Consider the following 17,183-nt stretch of genomic DNA (forward strand, 5'->3'; position numbering starts at 1 on the left):
GCAGCAGGGTCTTCCCGCCCCCCTCGCCGACCCCGGCCGGGACCCCGCCCGTCCCCCCGCCCCACCGGCCCCTACGAGCCGCCGCGTTCGGCCGGGTAGCGGCGGCCCAGCTGGCGGGCCATCTCCCGGGCGGGGGCCGGTACGGTCCGGTCCGGGGGAGCGGCGGACGGGCGGAAGTCGTGCACCGGTGGATGCCACGCCCCCAGGTCGATCCGCCGGTCGCTCAGCGGCAGCACCCACCGCGGGTCCGCGTGCACCCGCAGCACCTGTGCCTCGATCTGCGTCCATGCCCCGTCGGTCACCGTGCGCTCGCCGACCCGGCGGGCCTCCAGCTGTACCGGACAGTGCGCCAGCCGGGGCGGCCGCACCAGCTCCGACGGCTCCGTCCACGGTGCGTCCGCCGAGGGCGGCAGTGCCCCCGGTCCCTCTTCGGTCCCCGTCGCGTCCGGCGGCAGATTGAACACGACGTCCGGGCGTACCGCGAGGTTCCTGGCGGTTCGCCCCCGGGTCGGCAGCCAGAGGCTCACGACCGGGCCGAGCTCCCACCGGATCCGCAGCTCGACCAGGACGAAGGTTCCGTCGTCGTTCTCCGTGGACAGCAGCGCCGGGGTGACCGAACTGCTCTTCTCCAGCGCGCCTCTCATGCCGTTGAGGATAGAAGCCGGATGATTCGGTGCTCACCGAAATGTTATATGAGGTTACTCTGTGTACATGAACCGATGGGACGCCGATCAGGAAAAACTCGCGGAGACCCCCGATCTCGCCGCGCTCGCGGCGCTGCTCGCGGACCGCACCCGCGCCGCCATCTGCATGGCCCTGCTCGACGGCGGCACCTGGACCGCCGGAGAACTCGCCGAATACGCCTCGGTGGCACCCTCCACGACCACCGAGCACCTCAACCTCCTGGTCGCCGGCGGGCTGCTCGCCGAAGAACGCCAGGGACGGCGGCGCTACGTCCGGCTGGCCGGCCCGGACACCGCGGAAACCCTGGAGAACCTCGCCGGACTCGCCCCCTACCGCCACGTCCCGATCCGCTCGCTGGCCGAGGCCAACCAGCGCCGGGCCCTGCACCACGCCCGTACCTGTTACGACCACATCGCCGGCGCCCTGGGCTGCGCCCTCGTCGAGGTGATGACCGAACGCGGCCTGCTGGCACGGGAGTACGGCCTGGTCCTCACCGCGGCCGGCGCCCACTGGCTGACCGCCCTCGGCGTCCCCGACACCGGCCCGTCCCTCGCCCACCGCGCCCATGTCCGTACGTGCCTCGACTGGACGGTGCGGCGGCCGCACCTCTCCGGTGCGCTCGGCGCCACCCTCTACCGCCACGCCCTGGAGCGCCGATGGATCGTCAAGTCCCCGACCACCCGCATCCTCAGCGTCACCGAAACCGGCCGCACGGCCTTCCGTGACCGCCTCGGCCTGCCCGACGAGGCCCTCTCCCCGTCCCTCGCCTTCCCCGCCCCGCGCGGCTGACCGGGGCCCCGCGCGGCTGACCGAGTCAGGTCCGGTCGTCGGAGTCCCGGTCTTCGGAAGCCTGGTCGGTCGATGCCTGGCCGTCGGATGCCTGGTCGTCGCCGGCCACGAGGCGGGCCGGGAAACCGCCGGTGGCGATCGGGCCCCAGCGCAGCGGGGTCACCCGGATCAGTGACTTGCCCTGCTTGCGCATCGCCTCGCGGTACTCGTCCCAGTCCGGGTGCTCACCGGAGATGTTGCGGTAGTACTCGACCAGCGGCTCGACCGACTCCGGCGTGTCGATGACCTCCGCCTCCCCGTCGATCTGCACCCACGGACCGTTCCACTCGTCGGACAGCACCAGCACGCTGGCCGACGCCACCCGGCGCAGGTTGCGGACCTTGGCCCGCTCCGGATACGTCGACATGACCAGCCGGCCGGAGTCGTCCACCCCGCAGGTCAGCGGCGAGGCCTGCGGGGTGCCGTCGGAACGGCGGGTGAGCAGGATCGCGCGGTGCCGGGGGCGGACGAACTCCAGCAGCTCGGGCAGGTCGACACGGGTGGTGGTGGCGAGGGAAGGGCTCATACGGCGAGGGTAGGGCTTGGAGTGCGCTCCAGGGCGAATGCCGAAGCGCCGTGCCTGTCGCCGCGTCAGCCCCGTCGGTCCGTCGGCCTCGTCGGCCGTCGGCCTCGTCGGTCCGTCAGTCTCGCCGGCCGTCGGCCCGTCGGCCTTCGGTCCCTTCTCCGGTCAGCCCTTCAGGAGTTGCTTGCCGGTGGCCGCGTCGACGACCTTGCGGTCACCGAGGGCGTCCTTCAGCCGTATCGTCACCTTGTCGGTCGCCAGCATCTCGGTGCACATGCCCTTGGAACTCTTGCGCTTTCCCCAGCCGGTGACGACCACGAGCCCCTTCGACTCGTGACTGCGCGCGCCGAAACGGGTGTCGCAGGCGCTGTGCCCGACGGTCACGGTGATCTCCCGGGCCGTGCCGGCGTCCTTGGGCCGCTGGGCCTTCACCAGCGGCAGGAGCGCCTGCTGCCGGCCGTGCACCGGCGAGACCTTCGGCCAGTCCCGCACGATCTGCGCGGCCCGCTCCTCGAACGCGTCCATCTTCTTCAGCGGCGGTCCGCCGCTCACCGTCTGCTGCGGCTGCTTGCCGCAGCCGGACAGGGCGACGGCGCCGGACACCGCCAGCGTGAGCACGGCGGTGAGCGTACGGGCGCGGGAGTGGGGGATTCCTCGCATGACATGCCTCCTCGGTTCACGGATGGGACGTGGCGGACGCAAGACCGGTTCCGGCCGGATTTCGCCGGCCCGGCCGCCTGCGTTCGCCGTCGGCTTGATCCGCCCACGGCGCAACCCGGCGACCGGCGCCGCGCCCCGCGGTTAGCGTCCGGGCCATGGACCCACTCACCCGTATCAGCAATGCCGTCTGGCAACTCGCCTTCCCCGTCGGGCACGTCCACCTCGTCGCGCTCCCCGACGACGGGTTCGCCCTGGTGGACACCGGGGTCCCCGGTTCGGCGCCGGCCGTTCTCGACGCGCTCGCCCGGCTCGGCGGCCACCCGGACCGGCTGCGGCAGATCGTGCTCACCCACTGCCACGCGGACCACATGGGTTCCGCCGCCGATCTGGTCGAGGCCACCGGGGCCGAGGTGCTGGCCGGTGCGCCGGACGCCCCGTACGTCCGCGGCACCGCCGCCGAGCCCGCGGCCGTCCTCACCGCGGCCGAACGCCCGCTGCACGAGCGCGTCATGGCCGGCTTCGCCGCCGCCGGCGTCCCGCCGCTGCGGCACGTCGCCGTCGACCGGGAACTGCACGACGGCGACACCCTCGACGGCTGGCCGGAGCCGGTCCGGGTGCTCGCGGTCCCCGGTCATACGCCCGGCGGAATCGCCCTGCACCTGCCCGCGAGCGGGCTGCTGTTCCCCGGGGACATCATCGGCGCCTCCCCGGACGGCGACCGTGCGGTACTCGGGCCGTTCAACGTCTCACGGGAGCAGGCCGTGGCCTCCTTCCGGCGGCTGGCCGCGCTCGACGACGTCGGGACGGTGTGCGTGCCGCACGGGGGGACGATCCGGGACAACGCCCGGGCGGTGCTGGCCGCGGCCACCCCGGAGACGGACTGGCGGTAGTCGGCCGGCGGCCCGTGCCTCACCGGAGCCGGCGGCCCGTGCCTCACCGGAGCCGGCGGGACAAGCCTCACAGGCCTCACCCGCGCCGCCCGTCGCCCCGACGCCCCTCGTCACCCCACTCCCGCCCGTCACCCCGACTCCCGCCCCTCGACCCGGAACGTGCCCAGCCGGTGCACCGCGGGGGCCCGGTCCGGGTCGCGGATGAGTGCGGCGACCAGGGCGGCGATCCGGTCCGGCGGGGTGATCTCGGGGCGGACGCTGGTCAGTCGGGGCCGCAGCAGCCGGGCCAGCAGCAGATCGTCCGCGCCGACCACGCCGATCTCGTCCGGCCCGGTGCCGATGGTGTGCCCGGCGTCCTGCAGGGCCCGCATCAGCAGCATCGCGTACTCGTCGTTGTAGGCGAACACCCCGTCCAGGCCCGGACCGGACCAGCCGGCCGCCAGCCGTGCCGCGGACTCCTCGGTCAGTTCCAGGTCGAGCGGGTGCACCTCGGCGCCGGGCCGGCCCGCGGCCGCCTCCCGTACGCCCGCCAGGCGCGGCCCGGCGAGGTCCGCCAGACCCGGATCGGCGGGCCGGACCACCCCGATCCGGCGCCGGCCACCGGCCAGCAGGTGCTCGCCCGCCCGCCGCCCGGCCTCCCGCTGGTCCAGCAGGAGGGCATGGGCGCCGGGCGGCGCGGACGGCCCGTGGGTGAGGACCGCGGCGGTGCCCGCGCGGTGCAGCAGTTCGACCGCGGGGGCGTCCAGCGGCGGGCCGTGCAGCGCCAGTACGGCGGCCGGCCGCAGTTCGGCCCAGGCGCGGGCGGCCGCCATCGGCGAGGCGGTGGGCGCGCCGTGCAGCACACCGGTGTAGCCGAGGCCGTGCAGCGCGGTCTGGAAACCGGCCAGGAACCGGGTGAAGAGCGGGCCGAAGGCCGGGACGGTGTCGGCGGGGACGGCCAGCAGCACGATGCTGCCCCGTCCGGCCCGCAGGGTCCGGGCCGCGGCGTGCGGGACGTAGCCCAGTTCCTCGGCGGCGGCCCGGACCCTGGCCTGGGTGCGGGCCCCGACCCGGCCTTCGGCCTGGCCGTTCAGGACGTAGGAGACCGTCGCGCGCGAGACCCCGGCGAGCCGGGCAACGGCCGCGCTGGTCGGGGGAGTCGGGGTGGCCCGGGGGCCGGCTGGGTCAGTCATCCTGCGGGGCATCCTCGCACAGGGATTTTGCCCGGCGGGCCCGGGCGCGGCTGGTTCCCCGCCCCGACTGACACGTGTAACGTCGGCCGGGCGCGCCCACGGTGCGGGACGGCCTGCCCGGGGCGCCGCCCACCGGAGCGCGGACGTACGGGAGAGAGGTACGGGCATGCAGCTGTACACCCACGAATGGGGCGCCGGCAGCCGGACCGCGGTGCTGGTCCACGGAATGATGTCCGACCACCGCACCTGGCACCGGGTCGGCCCGGCGCTCGCCGAACGGGGCTACCGCGTGCTCGCCGTCGACCTGCGCGGCCACGGCCGCAGCCCGCGCGGCGAGTACGGCGCCGAACTCTTCGCCGAGGACCTCGTGGAGACCCTGCCCGCCGGACCCGAGGTCGTCATCGGGCACTCCCTGGGCGGCCTCGCGCTCTCCCTGGCCGTGGAGCGGCTGCAGCCGCGGCGCGCGGTCTACTGCGATCCGGCCTGGTCGCTGGGCCGCACCGGGCAGTCCGTCGACCCGGCGGTGTTCCTGCCGTTCAAGAACGCCGACCGGGCGATGGTGCGCGGCTTCAACCCGCGCTGGTCGGACGCCGACGTCGACATCGAACTGGCCACGCTCGCCGACTGGGACACCGCGACCGCGCACGCCCTGTCCGGTGAGCACCTCACGGACCGCACGCCGGAGAAGCCGGTCGTCCCCTCGCTGGTGCAGATCGCGGGGGAGGGGTTCCTCTTCACCGACGAGGCGGCCGCCGAACTGACCCGGCGCGGCTTCGAGGTCCGTACCGTGCCCGGCGCCGGGCACACCATCCACCGCGACGACTTCGAGGGCTTCCTGTCGGGGCTGGAGGGCTGGGTCTAGCCCGCTCCGCCGTGCTGATCGGGCGTCAGGTGTCGCAGTCCAGCAGCGTCTTGCACAGCCCGCATCGCGCCTGGAGGCGCCCCCGTACCGGCAGGCGCAGCCGCTGGTGGCAGGCGGGGCAGGGGAACGACACCTTCAGCGGTGCCGGGCCCTCGAAGGTGTAGTCGTCACCACCCGGCCCGGACGCCCGGCCGGCGCGGCGCGGGTCCCGGGCCGCCCGCCGGTCCTTGGCGTAGCGGGCCCGGGCGGCCCACCCGGCGGCGGCGAGCGGCGGCCGGCGCAGGTCCTGCCGGGCCCGCCCCGCGCCCGCGGTGTACGCGTCGTACGCCTCGGGGCTGGTGAACCACGGCGCCGGGTCCTCGCCGAAGAACGCGGCCCGCTTGGCGAGCACGTAGCCGAACTCCTCCGGCGTCAGATAGCCGAGCTTCTGCGAGAACGGGCCGTGCTCGCGGTAGGCGTCCAGCAGCAGCCAGCCCGCGCCGAGGTAGGTGGTGGCGGTGTCGGTGAGGATCTCGTTGTCGCGGGTGCCGGGGAACGACAGGTCCAGGCGGTGCAGGTAGACGTGCATCACCTCGTGGGCCAGCGCGGCGCCGATGTCCTTGCGGTGGGTGCGGAAGCGGTCGTTGAGCTCGATGAAGTACTCGGGCCCCGCGGTCAGTTCGACGTTCGCGGCGTGCTCCATCTCACGGAAGCTCACCACGATCCGCGCATCGGGCAGATGCAGCTGCCGCACCAGCGCACGGGCGATCCGCTGGGCACCCAGATGCAGGTCCTCGGTGTCGTCGAAGGCCACGTCGACCGGCAGCACGCTGGTGCCGAAGGTGCTCACCGTGTCGTACGACAGCCGGGTGAACAGCGCGTGGAGGGCCGAACGGACCGTGTCGAGATGGGGATAGCCGTGCTCGATTCCGCGCTCACCCGTCGTCATCCGGCCACTGTACGGCGCCGCCGGGAATGTCCGGTACGGCCCTTGGGGCGTGGCTGTCACGGGAGTTGGCCGGATGCGCACCCTTGTCACCTCGATCTGACACTCCGGATAATCACAGGGCGCTCCTCGGACTCATCCCCCACTGGGTCCGGACGCCATGCGGCGGGCTGTCGTCCTCCACGCTGATCCCTCGACGGCCACCTCCGGCTCCGGTGTTGGCATGGGCTCGTCAGCGACGTGCAACCCCCCACGAAAGGAAGCCCGTTGCGCAGCTACCGGAAGCTCCTCACGAGAACCACCGCCGTCGGCGCGGTCGCCCTGGCGGCCTTCAGCCTCCAGCCCGGCACCGCCACCGCCGCCCCCGCACCCGACCCGTCCGGCTCCGTGCACACCAAGGTCGTCGGCGGCACCAAGGCCGGCCAGGGCGAATTCCCCTTCATGGTGCGCCTGTCGATGGGCTGCGGCGGCGCCCTCTACGCCAAGGACATCGTGCTGACCGCGGCGCACTGCGTCGACGGCAGCGGCGACAACACCTCCATCACGGCCACCGGCGGCGTGGTCGACCTCCAGGACTCCGCCGCCGTCAAGGTCAACTCCACCAAGGTGCTGCAGGCGCCCGGCTACAACGGCAAGGGCAAGGACTGGGCGCTGATCAAGCTCGCCAAGCCCATCGACCAGCCCACCCTGAAGATCGCCGAGGACACCAAGCTCAACAACGGGGACTTCACCATCGCCGGCTGGGGCGCCGACAAGGAGGGCGGCGAGCAGCAGCGCTACCTCCTCAAGGCCACCGTCCCGTTCGTCGACGACGCCACCTGCCAGAAGGCGTACGGCGACCAGCTGACGCCCGGCGACGAGATCTGCGCCGGCAAGCTGGACACCGGCGGTGTCGACACCTGCCAGGGCGACTCCGGCGGCCCGATGTTCCGCAAGGACGACGCCGGGAAGTGGCTCCAGGTCGGCATCGTCTCCTGGGGCGAGGGCTGCGCACGGCCCGGCAAGCCCGGCGTCTACTCCGAGGTGAGCACCTTCGCCGCGGACATCAAGAAGGCCGCGGGCCAGCTCGGCGGCTGACCCCGCCCCGCACCACCCCCGCACCGAAGGGCCCGGGTGCCGCTCCCCGGGCCCTTCGCCGTGCCCGGCCGCCCGGGACCTCGGCCCCCGCCCGCCGGGACCTTGGTCCCGTCCGGCCCGGGACCAAGCTCACCTCCCGGCCGGGGCTTGTGCCGCCGCCGATGACCGTACGGCCCATGGGCAGCCGCCGCCCGGCTGCCTAGCGTGAACGGCATGACCAGCGACCGCCGTACCCGGCGCCCGGGTCCCGACCGCGACCGCCGCGCCACCGTCCTCGCCGCCGTCCTCCTCGCCGCCTCCGCCGCCGCCCTGGCCTACGTCCTGCTCGGCGGCCACCACGGCCCCGTCGAATGCCCCGCCGGCGCGGCCCCGCCGCCCGCGGCCCCGCGCTAGCCGCCCCCGGACCGGCCCGCCCCGCCGCCACATCTGTCCAACACCTCCCCCTCCTTTGTCCATAGGCGCACGCCCCGCCCCCGCAGCACGCTGTCCGCCGACAGGCAGTGCACCCGCGGCAGTGCCGCACGGAGGAGGACAGCGCGCGTGAACGAACAGACCGGTGCCCCGCGCGGGCCCAGCCGCCGAAGGATCGTCGCCGCCACCGCGCTCGCCCCGGTCGCCGGAGCCCTCCCGCTCGGCGCCCGCCCCGCCGCGGCCGCACCCCGCACCGCCGCACCCCGCACCGCCGAGGCCGTGCTGCGGTCCGACGCGCTGGAGGTCCGCGTCGACACCGCCTTCCCGCGCATCGTCTCCTACACCGACCGCGCCACCGGAGCCGTCCTGCACGGCCAGGACAGCCCGGTCACCCAGGTCCTCGTCGACGGCACCGCCCGCACCCCCCAGGTCACCCACCGGGCCCGCGCCGGCCGTGCCACCTACACCCTCACCTTCGACGGCGGCACCACCGTCACCGTCGAGATCACCGTCCAGGGCTGGCGGACCACCTGGCGGGTCACCCGCATCGCCGACACCCCCGCCCTGCGCATCGGCACCCTCCAGATCCCCGGCCTCGCCCTGCTCTCCGTGCGCAGCGACCAGCCCGGCGCGACCCTGCTCGCGGCCCGCCTCGAACTCGACAAGGCCAAGAGCGGCGACACCCTCATCGAGGTCACCGACCACACGCCCGCCGAGCCCGCCCCCACCGGCTGCGCCTACGCCGTCGTCGCCACCGACCAACTGGCCGCCGGCATCGAGACCAACACCGTCTACGACCGGCCCACCGGCGCCACCACCTGGGAGAACGGCCGGCTGTGGCGGCAGACCGTGCAGGGCGACGGCTTCGTGGCGGCCACGCTCACCCCCGGGCAGTGGACCCACCGCGCGGCCGGCCAGCCTTCCGAGACCACCGACCCGCTGCCGTACGCGACCGTCATCGTCACCCGCGACCGCAACGGCGACGGACGCACCGACTGGCAGGACGCCGCGATCGCCCTGCGCGACATCATGGTCATCCCGCTCGGCGCCGACGAGCAGCACCTCCGCGTCGTCCCGCACATCCCGTTCAACTTCGCCAGCCAGGCCACCAACCCGTTCCTCGCCACCCTCGACCACGTCAAGCGGATCGCCCTGGCCACCGACGGACTACGGCAGTTCACCCTCCTCAAGGGCTACCAGTCCGAAGGCCACGACTCCGCCCACCCCGACTACGGCGGCAACTACAACGAACGGGCCGGCGGCCTCGCCGACCTCAACACCCTGCTCCGCGCCGGAAAGAAGTGGAACAGCGACTTCGCGGTGCACGTCAACGCCACCGAGTCCTACCCCGTCGCGCACGCCTTCTCCGAGCAGCTCGTCGACAAGGACGACAAGCAGTGGGACTGGCTCGACCAGTCCTACCGCATCGACGCCCGCCGCGACCTGGTCACCGGCAACATCGCCCGCCGCTTCGCCCGGCTGCGCAAGGAGACCGACCCCGCCCTGACCACCCTCTACCTCGACGTCTTCCGGGAATCGGGCTGGAACTCCGACCGCCTCCAGCGCCACCTGCGCGACCAGGGCTGGCAGATCGCCACCGAATGGGGCCACGGACTGGAACGGTCCGCCCTCTGGTCGCACTGGGCCAACGAGACCGACTACGGGCCCGACACCTCCCGCGGCATCAACTCCCGGCTGATCCGTTTCCTGCGCAACCACCACAAGGACGTCTTCGCCGACAAGTGGCCCACCCTCCTCGGCAACCCCCGCATGGGCAACTTCGAGGGCTGGGTCGGCAAGACCGACTGGTCCGCCTTCTACACAATCATCTGGACCGACGCCCTCCCCGCCAAGTACCTCCAGGCCTACCCGATCAAGACCTGGACCGACCACGAGATCACCTTCGAGGGCCCCACCCACACCTCGGTCAGCGACACCACAGGCACCCGCCGGATCACCACCGACGGGCGGCTGGTCTACGACGGCGGCAGCTATCTGCTCCCCTGGGAACCCCGCCGCGCCACCGACCCCGGCAAGCTCTACCACTACAACCCCCGCGGCGGCACCACGAGTTGGGCGCTGCCCCGCGGCTGGTCCACCGCCACCACCGTGCACGCCTACCGGCTCACCGACCAGGGCCGCACCCGGCACACCCGGCTGCCGGTCCGCGGCGGCCGGATCACCCTCACCGCCGAGGCCGGCGTGCCGTACGTCGTCCACCGCGACCCGGCACCCGCCCAGGGCGACCCGCACTGGGGCGAAGGCACCCCGCTGACCGACCCCGGCTTCCACTCCGGCACCCTCGACGCCTGGCGGACCACCGGCCCGGCCACCGTCCGGCTCAGCGAACGCGGCGACCACGAACTCGTCGTCGCCGCCGGCCCGGCCGCCCGCGTCGCCCAGAACCTCTCCCGCCTCGCACCCGGCACGTACGCCGCCTCCGTCCAGGTCGAGGTCGGCGCCACCCCGGGCGAACGGCGCCGCGCCGCCCTGGAGATCCGCACCGCCGACGGCATCACCACCACCAACTGGACCGACACCTCCACCGCCGGCAACTACGTCGCCGCCGACCGGAAGTCCGGCACCCGCTTCCAGCGCCTCTTCACCCACTTCACCGTCCCCGAAGGCGGCGGCCCCACCACCCTCGCCCTCACCGCCGCGGCCGGAGCGGCCCGGGTCCGCTTCGACAACGTCCGCGTGGTCCCCGCCACCCCCACCACCAAGGAGGGCACCCTCGTATACGAGGACTTCGAGCACGTCCCCCAGGGCTGGGGCGTCTTCGTCAAGGGCGACGCCGGCGGCAGCACCGACCCCCGCACCCACATCGCCCAGCGGCACGCCCCCTACACCCAGGCCGGCTGGAACGGCAAGGCCATCGACGACGTCATCGACGGCGGCCAGTCCCTCAAGTCCCGCGGCGAGAACACCGGCCTGGTCTACCGCACCGTCCCGCACACCGTCCGCTTCACCCCCGGCCACCGCTACCGCGTGACCTTCCGCTACGAGAACGAACGCGCCGGCCAGTACGCCTGGATCACCGCCGTCGACGACCCCGCACCCCGCGAACTGACCCGCACCCCCCTCCCCGTCGCCACCCGACCCGCCACCCACACCTACGAGTTCACCGCGCCTGCCACCGGCGAGGCATGGATCGGGCTGCGCAAAATCGGCGAGGACGGAACCGCGGAGTTCGTCCTGGACTCTTTCGAGGTGCGCGAGGTGTAGTCGGCCGTGGGGGCGGGTCGGTGCGCCCCCACGGCCTCACCTCCCGCGGCGGCTCACCCCGCCGCGGGCACCAGACCGGGCGCCCCGGCCCCTTCCCCCACAGCGACCGGGGCGCCCTCCCATTCCCACACCAGCACCTCGTTACGGCCCGCCCGTAGCACCGGCCCCGGCACGTACAGCGCACGCTGCGGCCCCACCGCCCGATAGCGGCCGAGACAGAAACCGTTGACCCACACGAACCCGTGCCCCCAGCCCGGCAGCGTCAACTCCGCGTCCCCCGGCCGCCCGGCCACCGCCACCACCCCCCGGTACAGCCCCGCCCCGCCCGCCGCCCGCGCCACCGGCCCGAACGGCACCTCCGCGAGCGCCCCCGGCTCCTCCAGCGCATCCAGCCGCAACCCCCGCGACCGCACCCCGTGCAGGAACTGCCGCTCGTGCAGCAGCCCGCCCGTGATTCCCTTCGGCTCACCCAGCCGCGGCCCGTAGTTGACCCGCCCCAGCGACTGCACCCACACCTCCACCGACGCCGGCCCCGCCACGCCCCCCACCACCGCGTCCTCGCCGTCCACCACCGCCCGCCGCGCCCCGTCGACGTACACCACCGCCCGGTCCCGCAACCCCCGCAGCCGCAGCGCATGACCCTCCCGCGGCCCCGGCACCGCCACCCGGTGGCGGACCAGCCCCCGGTCCACCCCCAGCTCCTCGAACGTCGCCGGACCGCCGCCCACCACCTCGGCCCCGCCCAGCGCGTCCATCACCGCCCCCGCCGGCGCCCACTCCCCGAGCTCCACCACCGCCGGCGACGACAGCACCGGCCCCGGCTCCGGCACCGCCGGCAGCGGCCCCTCGGCCCACTGGGCCAGCACCTCCCGGAACCGCCAGAACTTCTCCGTCGGCCGCCCCCGCTCGTCCACCGGCGCCCCGTAGTCGTACGACGTCACCGTCGGCAGCAACGCCCCGTCGTGCAGCTCACCCGCCCGGTTCGCCCCCGCCCACCCGCCGAAACTCGTCCCGCCGTGCGCCATGTAGACATTCACCGAGGCACCGCACGCCAAGATCTCCCGCAACGCCCCGGCCGCGTCCTCCGCCTCCCGCGGCTCCGGCCTCCGGCCCCAGTGCGCGAACCACCCGCACCAGAACTCCATGCACATCAACGGCCCCGCCGGCCGGTGCCGCCGCAGCGCGGCGAACGCCTCCCGCGCCCCGCTGCCGAAGTTCGCCGTGGCCAGCACCCCCGGCACCGTGCCACCCGTCAGCATGTGGTCCTCCGGCCCGTCCGACGTGAACAGCGGCACCTCCACCCCGAGCTCCCGCAGCCGCCCCACGATCCACTCCAGATACCGCGCATCACTGCCGTACGAGCCGTACTCGTTCTCCGCCTGCACCATCACCACCGGACCGTCCCGCCCGTCCGGCCCCGCCACCGTGCACTGCCGCGCCACGATCTGCGGCACCAACCGTCCGAACCACCCCGCCACCGCCCGCAGATACACCGCGTCCCACGTCCGCACCCGCGACCCCAGCGGCCCCGTCAGCCATTCCGGCAGCCCACCGTTCTCCCACTCCGCGCAGATGTACGGCCCCGGACGGACGATCGCCCACAACCCCGCCGCCCGCACCGCGTCCAGGAACCGCCCCGGCGCCTCCGCGTCCCGGAACTCCCCGGGCCGCGGCTCGTGCAGATTCCACGGCACATAGGTCTCCACACAGTTCAGACCCATCGCCTTCAGCATCGCCAGCCGGTGTCCCCACTGCGCCTCGTGCACCCGGAAGTAGTGCAGTGCCCCCGACAGCAACCGCACCGGCCGCCCGTCCAGCTCGAAATCCCGCTCACCCACCACGAACCGCGCCACCACGCCCCCTCCCCGGGCCGCGCACCCCCGCCCGGCCGGGCCGGCCGGGCACGCGCGGGCGCGCTCACCTCACCGATCACCCTCGCCCTCTGGCGGCCCGCCGGTCCATGGACAAAGATCGGCGTTGTTTGGACGGAAGCGGTCAGGGCGTGTCCCCGGATCAACCAGACCCGAACGACTCGGGAAACCCCGAAGACACTGCCCGGTACGGAGCGACGGGAGATCCGGCGTGTACCACACCTGGATGCGCTACTTCACGCCCAGCCCGGTCCACCACCGGCTCGGCCTGGTCTGCCTGGGCGTCGGCCTCCAGCACGGAACCCTCCCCCCGGTCGGCCCCCGCACCCTCGACCACCACGTCGCCATCGTCATCCGCGCCGGCCGCGGCTGGTACACCACCCCCGACGGCCACCGCCGCACCCTCACCGCCCCCGCCCTCCTCTGGATCCTCCCCGGCGTCACCCACCACTACGGCGCCGACCCCGACACCGGCTGGGACGAAAGCTTCGTCGACTTCACCGGCCCCGCCACCGCCACCTACACCGAACTCGGCTACATCGACCCCGACCGCCCCGTCGTCCCCCTCGCGGACACCGGCCCCGCCCGCACCGCCATCGGCAAGATCGCCCGCGCCGCCCGCCGCGGCAACCCCCTCCTCGACGTCGAGACCGCAGCCGCCGTCCACGAACTCCTCGTCGCCCTGCGCCGCGCCCGCGCCGACACCGACGCCGACGGCGACCCCGTCCTGGCCGCCCTCGCCCGCGACGCCTTCCTCCCCCTCTCCGTCGCCGAACACGCCGCCCGGCACGGCATGACCCCCGCCGAACTCCGCACCGCCGTCCGCCGCGGCGCCGGCTGCAGCCCCAAGGACTACCTCCTCGGCATCCGCCTCGGCCGCGCCAAGGAACTCCTCGTCGGCACCGAACTCCCGGTCGCCGCCGTCGCCCGCCGCGTCGGCTACGACGACCCCGCCTACTTCAGCCGCCTCTTCACCCGCCGCGTCGGCACCGCCCCCGTCCGCTTCCGCGACCGCCAGGTCAAAAGCGTCCCCGGCGGCTGGTCCACCCAGATCCCCGACCCCGACAACCCACCCCTCGTCGGCTGACCCGACCCCGTCCACCACCCTGGGGCAAACCCCCGTGCGCCGCCGACCGACCGTACGGCAGCATGGAAACCATGCCCCAACTGCAGCGCGACGAGGCGCAGACCCGAGCCCGCCACATCGACGTCCACCGCTACGACATCGCACTCGACCTCACCCAGGGCGACGAACGCTTCGGCTCCCGTACGGTCATCCACTTCACCGCACGCACCGACGGCGACACCTTCGTCGAACTCCGCCCCGCCGAGCTGCACACCGCCACCCTCGACGGCCGGCCCCTCGACCCGGCCACCCTCGACGACAACCGCCTCCCCCTCACCGGCCTCACCGCCGGCCCCCACGAACTCCACCTCCACGCCACGATGCGCTACTCCCGCACCGGCGAGGGCATGCACCGCTTCACCGACCCCGCCGACGGCGAGACCTACGTCTACACCCAGCTGTTCATGGAGGACATCCAGCGCGTCTTCGCCGCCTTCGACCAGCCCGACCTCAAGGCCGTCTTCGCCCTCACCGTCCAGGCCCCCGAAAACTGGACCGTCCTCGCCAACGGCATCACCGAACACCTGGGGGAGGGCCACTGGAAAGCCGCCCCCACCCCCCTCATCTCCACCTACCTCGTCGCCGTCGCCGCCGGCCCCTGGCACTCCGTCCGCACCGAACACGCCGGACTGCCCTTCGGCATCCACTGCCGCCGCTCCCTCGCCCCCCACCTCGACGCCGACGCCGAGGAAATCCTCGACCTCACCCGCCGCTGCTTCGACCGCTACCACCAGATCTTCGAGGAGCCCTACCCCTTCGACTCCTACGACCAGGCCTTCGTCCCCGAATTCAACGCCGGCGCCATGGAGAACCCCGGCCTGGTCACCTTCCGCGACGAATTCGTCTACCGCTCCGCCGTCACCGACACCGAACGCCAGACCCGCGGCATGGTCATCGCCCACGAAATGGCCCACATGTGGTTCGGCGACCTCGTCACCCTCCAATGGTGGGACGACATCTGGCTCAACGAGTCCTTCGCCGAATACATGGGCTACCAGGTCCTCTCCGAAGCCACCCGCTTCACCGACACCTGGACCGACTTCGCCATCGCCCGCAAGAGCTGGGGCTACGACGCCGACCAGCGCCCCTCCACCCACCCCGTCGCCCCCGCCCCGGAGGACGTCCCCGACACCGCCTCCGCCCTCCTCAACTTCGACGGCATCTCCTACGCCAAGGGCGCCTCCGCCCTGCGCCAACTCGTCGCCTGGATGGGGGAGAAGGACTTCCTCGCCGGCATCAACGACCACTTCGCCCGCCACCGCTTCGGCAACGCCACCCTCGCCGACTTCATCGACTCCCTCGCCCGCGCCACCCACCGCGACGTCCACACCTGGGCCGCCCGCTGGCTGCGCACCACCGGCGTCGACACCCTCGCCCCCGTCGTCGGCGAAACCGACGGACACTGGAACCTCACCGTCGAACAGACCGGCGGCCAGGACGGCACCCGCCCGCACCGCCTCACCGTCGGCCTCTACGACCCGGACCCGCACACCCCCGGCCGCCTCGTCGCCCGCACCCCCCTCACCCTCGACGTCCCCGACGACGCCGCCCACACCGGCACCGGCCGCCGCCCCGCCCTGCTCCTCCTCAACGACCAGGACCTCACCTACGCCAAGGTCCGCCTCGACCCCGCCTCCTGGGACACCGCCCTCGCCGCCCTCTCCGGCCTCCCCGACCCGCTCACCCGCGCCGTCGTCTGGAACGCCGCCCGCGACATGGTCCGCGACGGCGAACTCGCCCCCACCGCCTACCTCGACGCCGCCCGCGCCCACCTCCCGCACGAGACCGACCTCGCCATCCTCCAGGGCGTCCTCGCCTTCGCCCGCACCCAGATCGCCGACCGCTACCTCACCCCCGCCGCCCGCCACACCGCCCTGACCACCCTCACCGCCCTCAGCCGCGACATACTCCGCCGCACCGAAGGCCCCGAACACGGCACCGCCGCCGGCCTCCGGCTCACCGCCGTCCGCGCCTTCATCGACAGCGCCACCACCCCCGAAGGCATCCAGGACTGGCTCGACGACGGCAGCGTCCCCGGCGGACCCCACCTCGACCCCGAACTGCGCTGGCGCATCCTCGGCCGGCTCGCCACCCTCGGCGCCGCGCCCGCCGCCGAACTCCACGCCACCATCGACGCCGAACTCGCCCGCGACCCCAGCGCCACCGGCCGCGAAGGCGCCGCCCGCTGCCGCGCCGCCCTCCCCGACCCCGCCGCCAAACAAGCCGCCTGGGACGCCCTCTTCACCACCGACGAGGACACCGCCCTCTCCAACTACCTCTTCACGGCCACCGCCACCGGCTTCTGGGCCCCCGAACACCACGACCTGCTCCGGCCCTACGTCGCCCGCTACTTCACCGAAGCCCCCGGCCTCGCCGCCGCCCGCGGTGCCGCCCTCGCCGAAGCCGCCGGCCGCTACGCCTTCCCCGCCACCTTCGTCGACGAGGAAACCCTCCACCTCGGCGAAACCTGCCTCACCGACCGCAACCCCACCCCGGCCCTACGCCGCAAACTCACCGACCAACTCGACGACCTCCGCCGCGCACTACGGGTCCGCACCATCACCGAGGAAACCACCGGCGCAGGCGCCACCGGCGCAGATCCCACCGGCGCAGGCACCACGACCGCAGGCACCACGACCGGAGCCCCGACCGGACCCCCCACCGGAGCCCCCACGGGGATGCCGCACTGACGCATCCGCCTGCGGGAATACCGGCCCCCTGACGGCGCGTTGTGGCCGCGCAGGGGGCCCTCGCACCCCTTACGGGTAGCCCCCTACGGGTTCCGTTCGACGACCGCAGCCGCGCCCGGCCGCCGCGCCGCGCTCTGCCGGGCCCGCCCGCCCGGCCCCCCGCCGGCCGTCCCGCCCGTCTCGGCGCCTGCTGAGCCCCCGGGCCCGCGGCTCCCGCCCTGGGCTCCCCACCACCCCCC

The 17,183-nt window shown here is 74.0% G+C and carries 14 protein-coding genes; 8 read left to right on the top strand and 6 right to left on the bottom strand.

Features of this window, described 5'->3' with window-relative positions; translation table 11 throughout:
* Positions 1-71: 71 nt before the first annotated feature.
* Positions 72-644, bottom strand: coding sequence for a hypothetical protein (locus IG62_RS0126725; protein ID WP_030808394.1), 573 nt, complete (start codon positions 642-644; stop codon positions 72-74).
* 67 nt (positions 645-711) lie between these two features.
* Here IG62_RS0126725 and IG62_RS0126730 point away from each other — a divergent pair, with 67 nt between their 5' ends.
* Positions 712-1,473, top strand: a complete 762-nt coding sequence (locus IG62_RS0126730; protein WP_030808396.1) for an ArsR/SmtB family transcription factor — start codon at positions 712-714, stop codon at positions 1,471-1,473.
* A gap of 25 nt (positions 1,474-1,498) precedes the next feature.
* On the opposite strand, the gene IG62_RS0126735 is transcribed toward IG62_RS0126730, so the two are convergent.
* Together IG62_RS0126735 and IG62_RS0126740 are read right to left on the bottom strand one after the other, a co-directional pair.
* The gene (locus tag IG62_RS0126735) at positions 1,499-2,038 is read right to left on the bottom strand and encodes a PPOX class F420-dependent oxidoreductase (RefSeq protein WP_234326756.1); all 540 of its coding nucleotides are present in this window, start codon (positions 2,036-2,038) and stop codon (positions 1,499-1,501) included.
* Between the two features lie 162 nt (positions 2,039-2,200).
* A complete protein-coding gene (locus IG62_RS0126740; RefSeq protein WP_030808403.1) occupies positions 2,201-2,695 on the bottom strand; it encodes a hypothetical protein in 495 nt (164 codons plus the stop codon).
* Between the two features lie 155 nt (positions 2,696-2,850).
* Here IG62_RS0126740 and IG62_RS0126745 point away from each other — a divergent pair, with 155 nt between their 5' ends.
* Complete coding sequence (locus IG62_RS0126745) at positions 2,851-3,585, top strand: MBL fold metallo-hydrolase (protein ID WP_030808407.1); 735 nt, start codon at positions 2,851-2,853, stop codon at positions 3,583-3,585.
* Positions 3,586-3,713: 128 nt separating this feature from the next.
* Here the strand turns inward: IG62_RS0126745 and IG62_RS0126750 are convergent, their stop codons facing one another.
* Entirely contained in the window at positions 3,714-4,757 is a 1,044-nt protein-coding gene (locus tag IG62_RS0126750; protein WP_030808410.1) for a LacI family DNA-binding transcriptional regulator, read from the bottom strand.
* Positions 4,758-4,923: 166 nt separating this feature from the next.
* Between IG62_RS0126750 and IG62_RS0126755 the strand changes: the two genes are divergently transcribed.
* Positions 4,924-5,619, top strand: a complete 696-nt coding sequence (locus IG62_RS0126755) for an alpha/beta fold hydrolase (RefSeq protein ID WP_030808414.1) — start codon at positions 4,924-4,926, stop codon at positions 5,617-5,619.
* Between the two features lie 25 nt (positions 5,620-5,644).
* Here IG62_RS0126755 and IG62_RS0126760 read toward each other — a convergent pair whose 3' ends face one another.
* Entirely contained in the window at positions 5,645-6,547 is a 903-nt protein-coding gene (locus IG62_RS0126760) for a hypothetical protein (RefSeq protein WP_030808417.1), read from the bottom strand.
* A 264-nt stretch (positions 6,548-6,811) separates the two neighbouring features.
* On the opposite strand from IG62_RS0126760, the gene IG62_RS0126765 reads away from it, so the two are divergent.
* The 3 genes from IG62_RS0126765 to IG62_RS0126775 all read left to right on the top strand — a co-directional run bounded on the left by IG62_RS0126765 (position 6,812) and on the right by IG62_RS0126775 (position 11,257).
* Positions 6,812-7,621 carry a S1 family peptidase gene (locus tag IG62_RS0126765; RefSeq protein ID WP_030808420.1) on the top strand — a complete coding sequence of 270 codons (810 nt, stop codon included), beginning with the start codon at positions 6,812-6,814 and terminating at the stop codon, positions 7,619-7,621.
* A gap of 213 nt (positions 7,622-7,834) precedes the next feature.
* The gene (locus IG62_RS46630) at positions 7,835-8,014 is read left to right on the top strand and encodes a hypothetical protein (RefSeq protein ID WP_030808422.1); all 180 of its coding nucleotides are present in this window, start codon (positions 7,835-7,837) and stop codon (positions 8,012-8,014) included.
* Positions 8,015-8,161: 147 nt separating this feature from the next.
* A complete protein-coding gene (locus tag IG62_RS0126775; protein ID WP_030808425.1) occupies positions 8,162-11,257 on the top strand; it encodes an endo-alpha-N-acetylgalactosaminidase family protein in 3,096 nt (1,031 codons plus the stop codon).
* Between the two features lie 53 nt (positions 11,258-11,310).
* Here the strand turns inward: IG62_RS0126775 and IG62_RS0126780 are convergent, their stop codons facing one another.
* Entirely contained in the window at positions 11,311-13,110 is a 1,800-nt protein-coding gene (locus IG62_RS0126780; protein WP_030808428.1) for a glycoside hydrolase family 35 protein, read from the bottom strand.
* 229 nt (positions 13,111-13,339) lie between these two features.
* On the opposite strand from IG62_RS0126780, the gene IG62_RS0126785 reads away from it, so the two are divergent.
* Positions 13,340-14,215, top strand: coding sequence for a helix-turn-helix domain-containing protein (locus tag IG62_RS0126785; protein WP_030808430.1), 876 nt, complete (start codon positions 13,340-13,342; stop codon positions 14,213-14,215).
* A 71-nt stretch (positions 14,216-14,286) separates the two neighbouring features.
* Positions 14,287-16,944, top strand: a complete 2,658-nt coding sequence (pepN, locus tag IG62_RS0126790; RefSeq protein WP_078872259.1) for an aminopeptidase N — start codon at positions 14,287-14,289, stop codon at positions 16,942-16,944.
* The last annotated feature ends 239 nt before the right edge of the window (positions 16,945-17,183 follow it).

Source organism: Streptomyces sp. NRRL S-337 (assembly GCF_000720175.1).
GTDB classification, from domain to species: Bacteria; Actinomycetota; Actinomycetes; order Streptomycetales; family Streptomycetaceae; genus Streptomyces; species Streptomyces siderophoricus.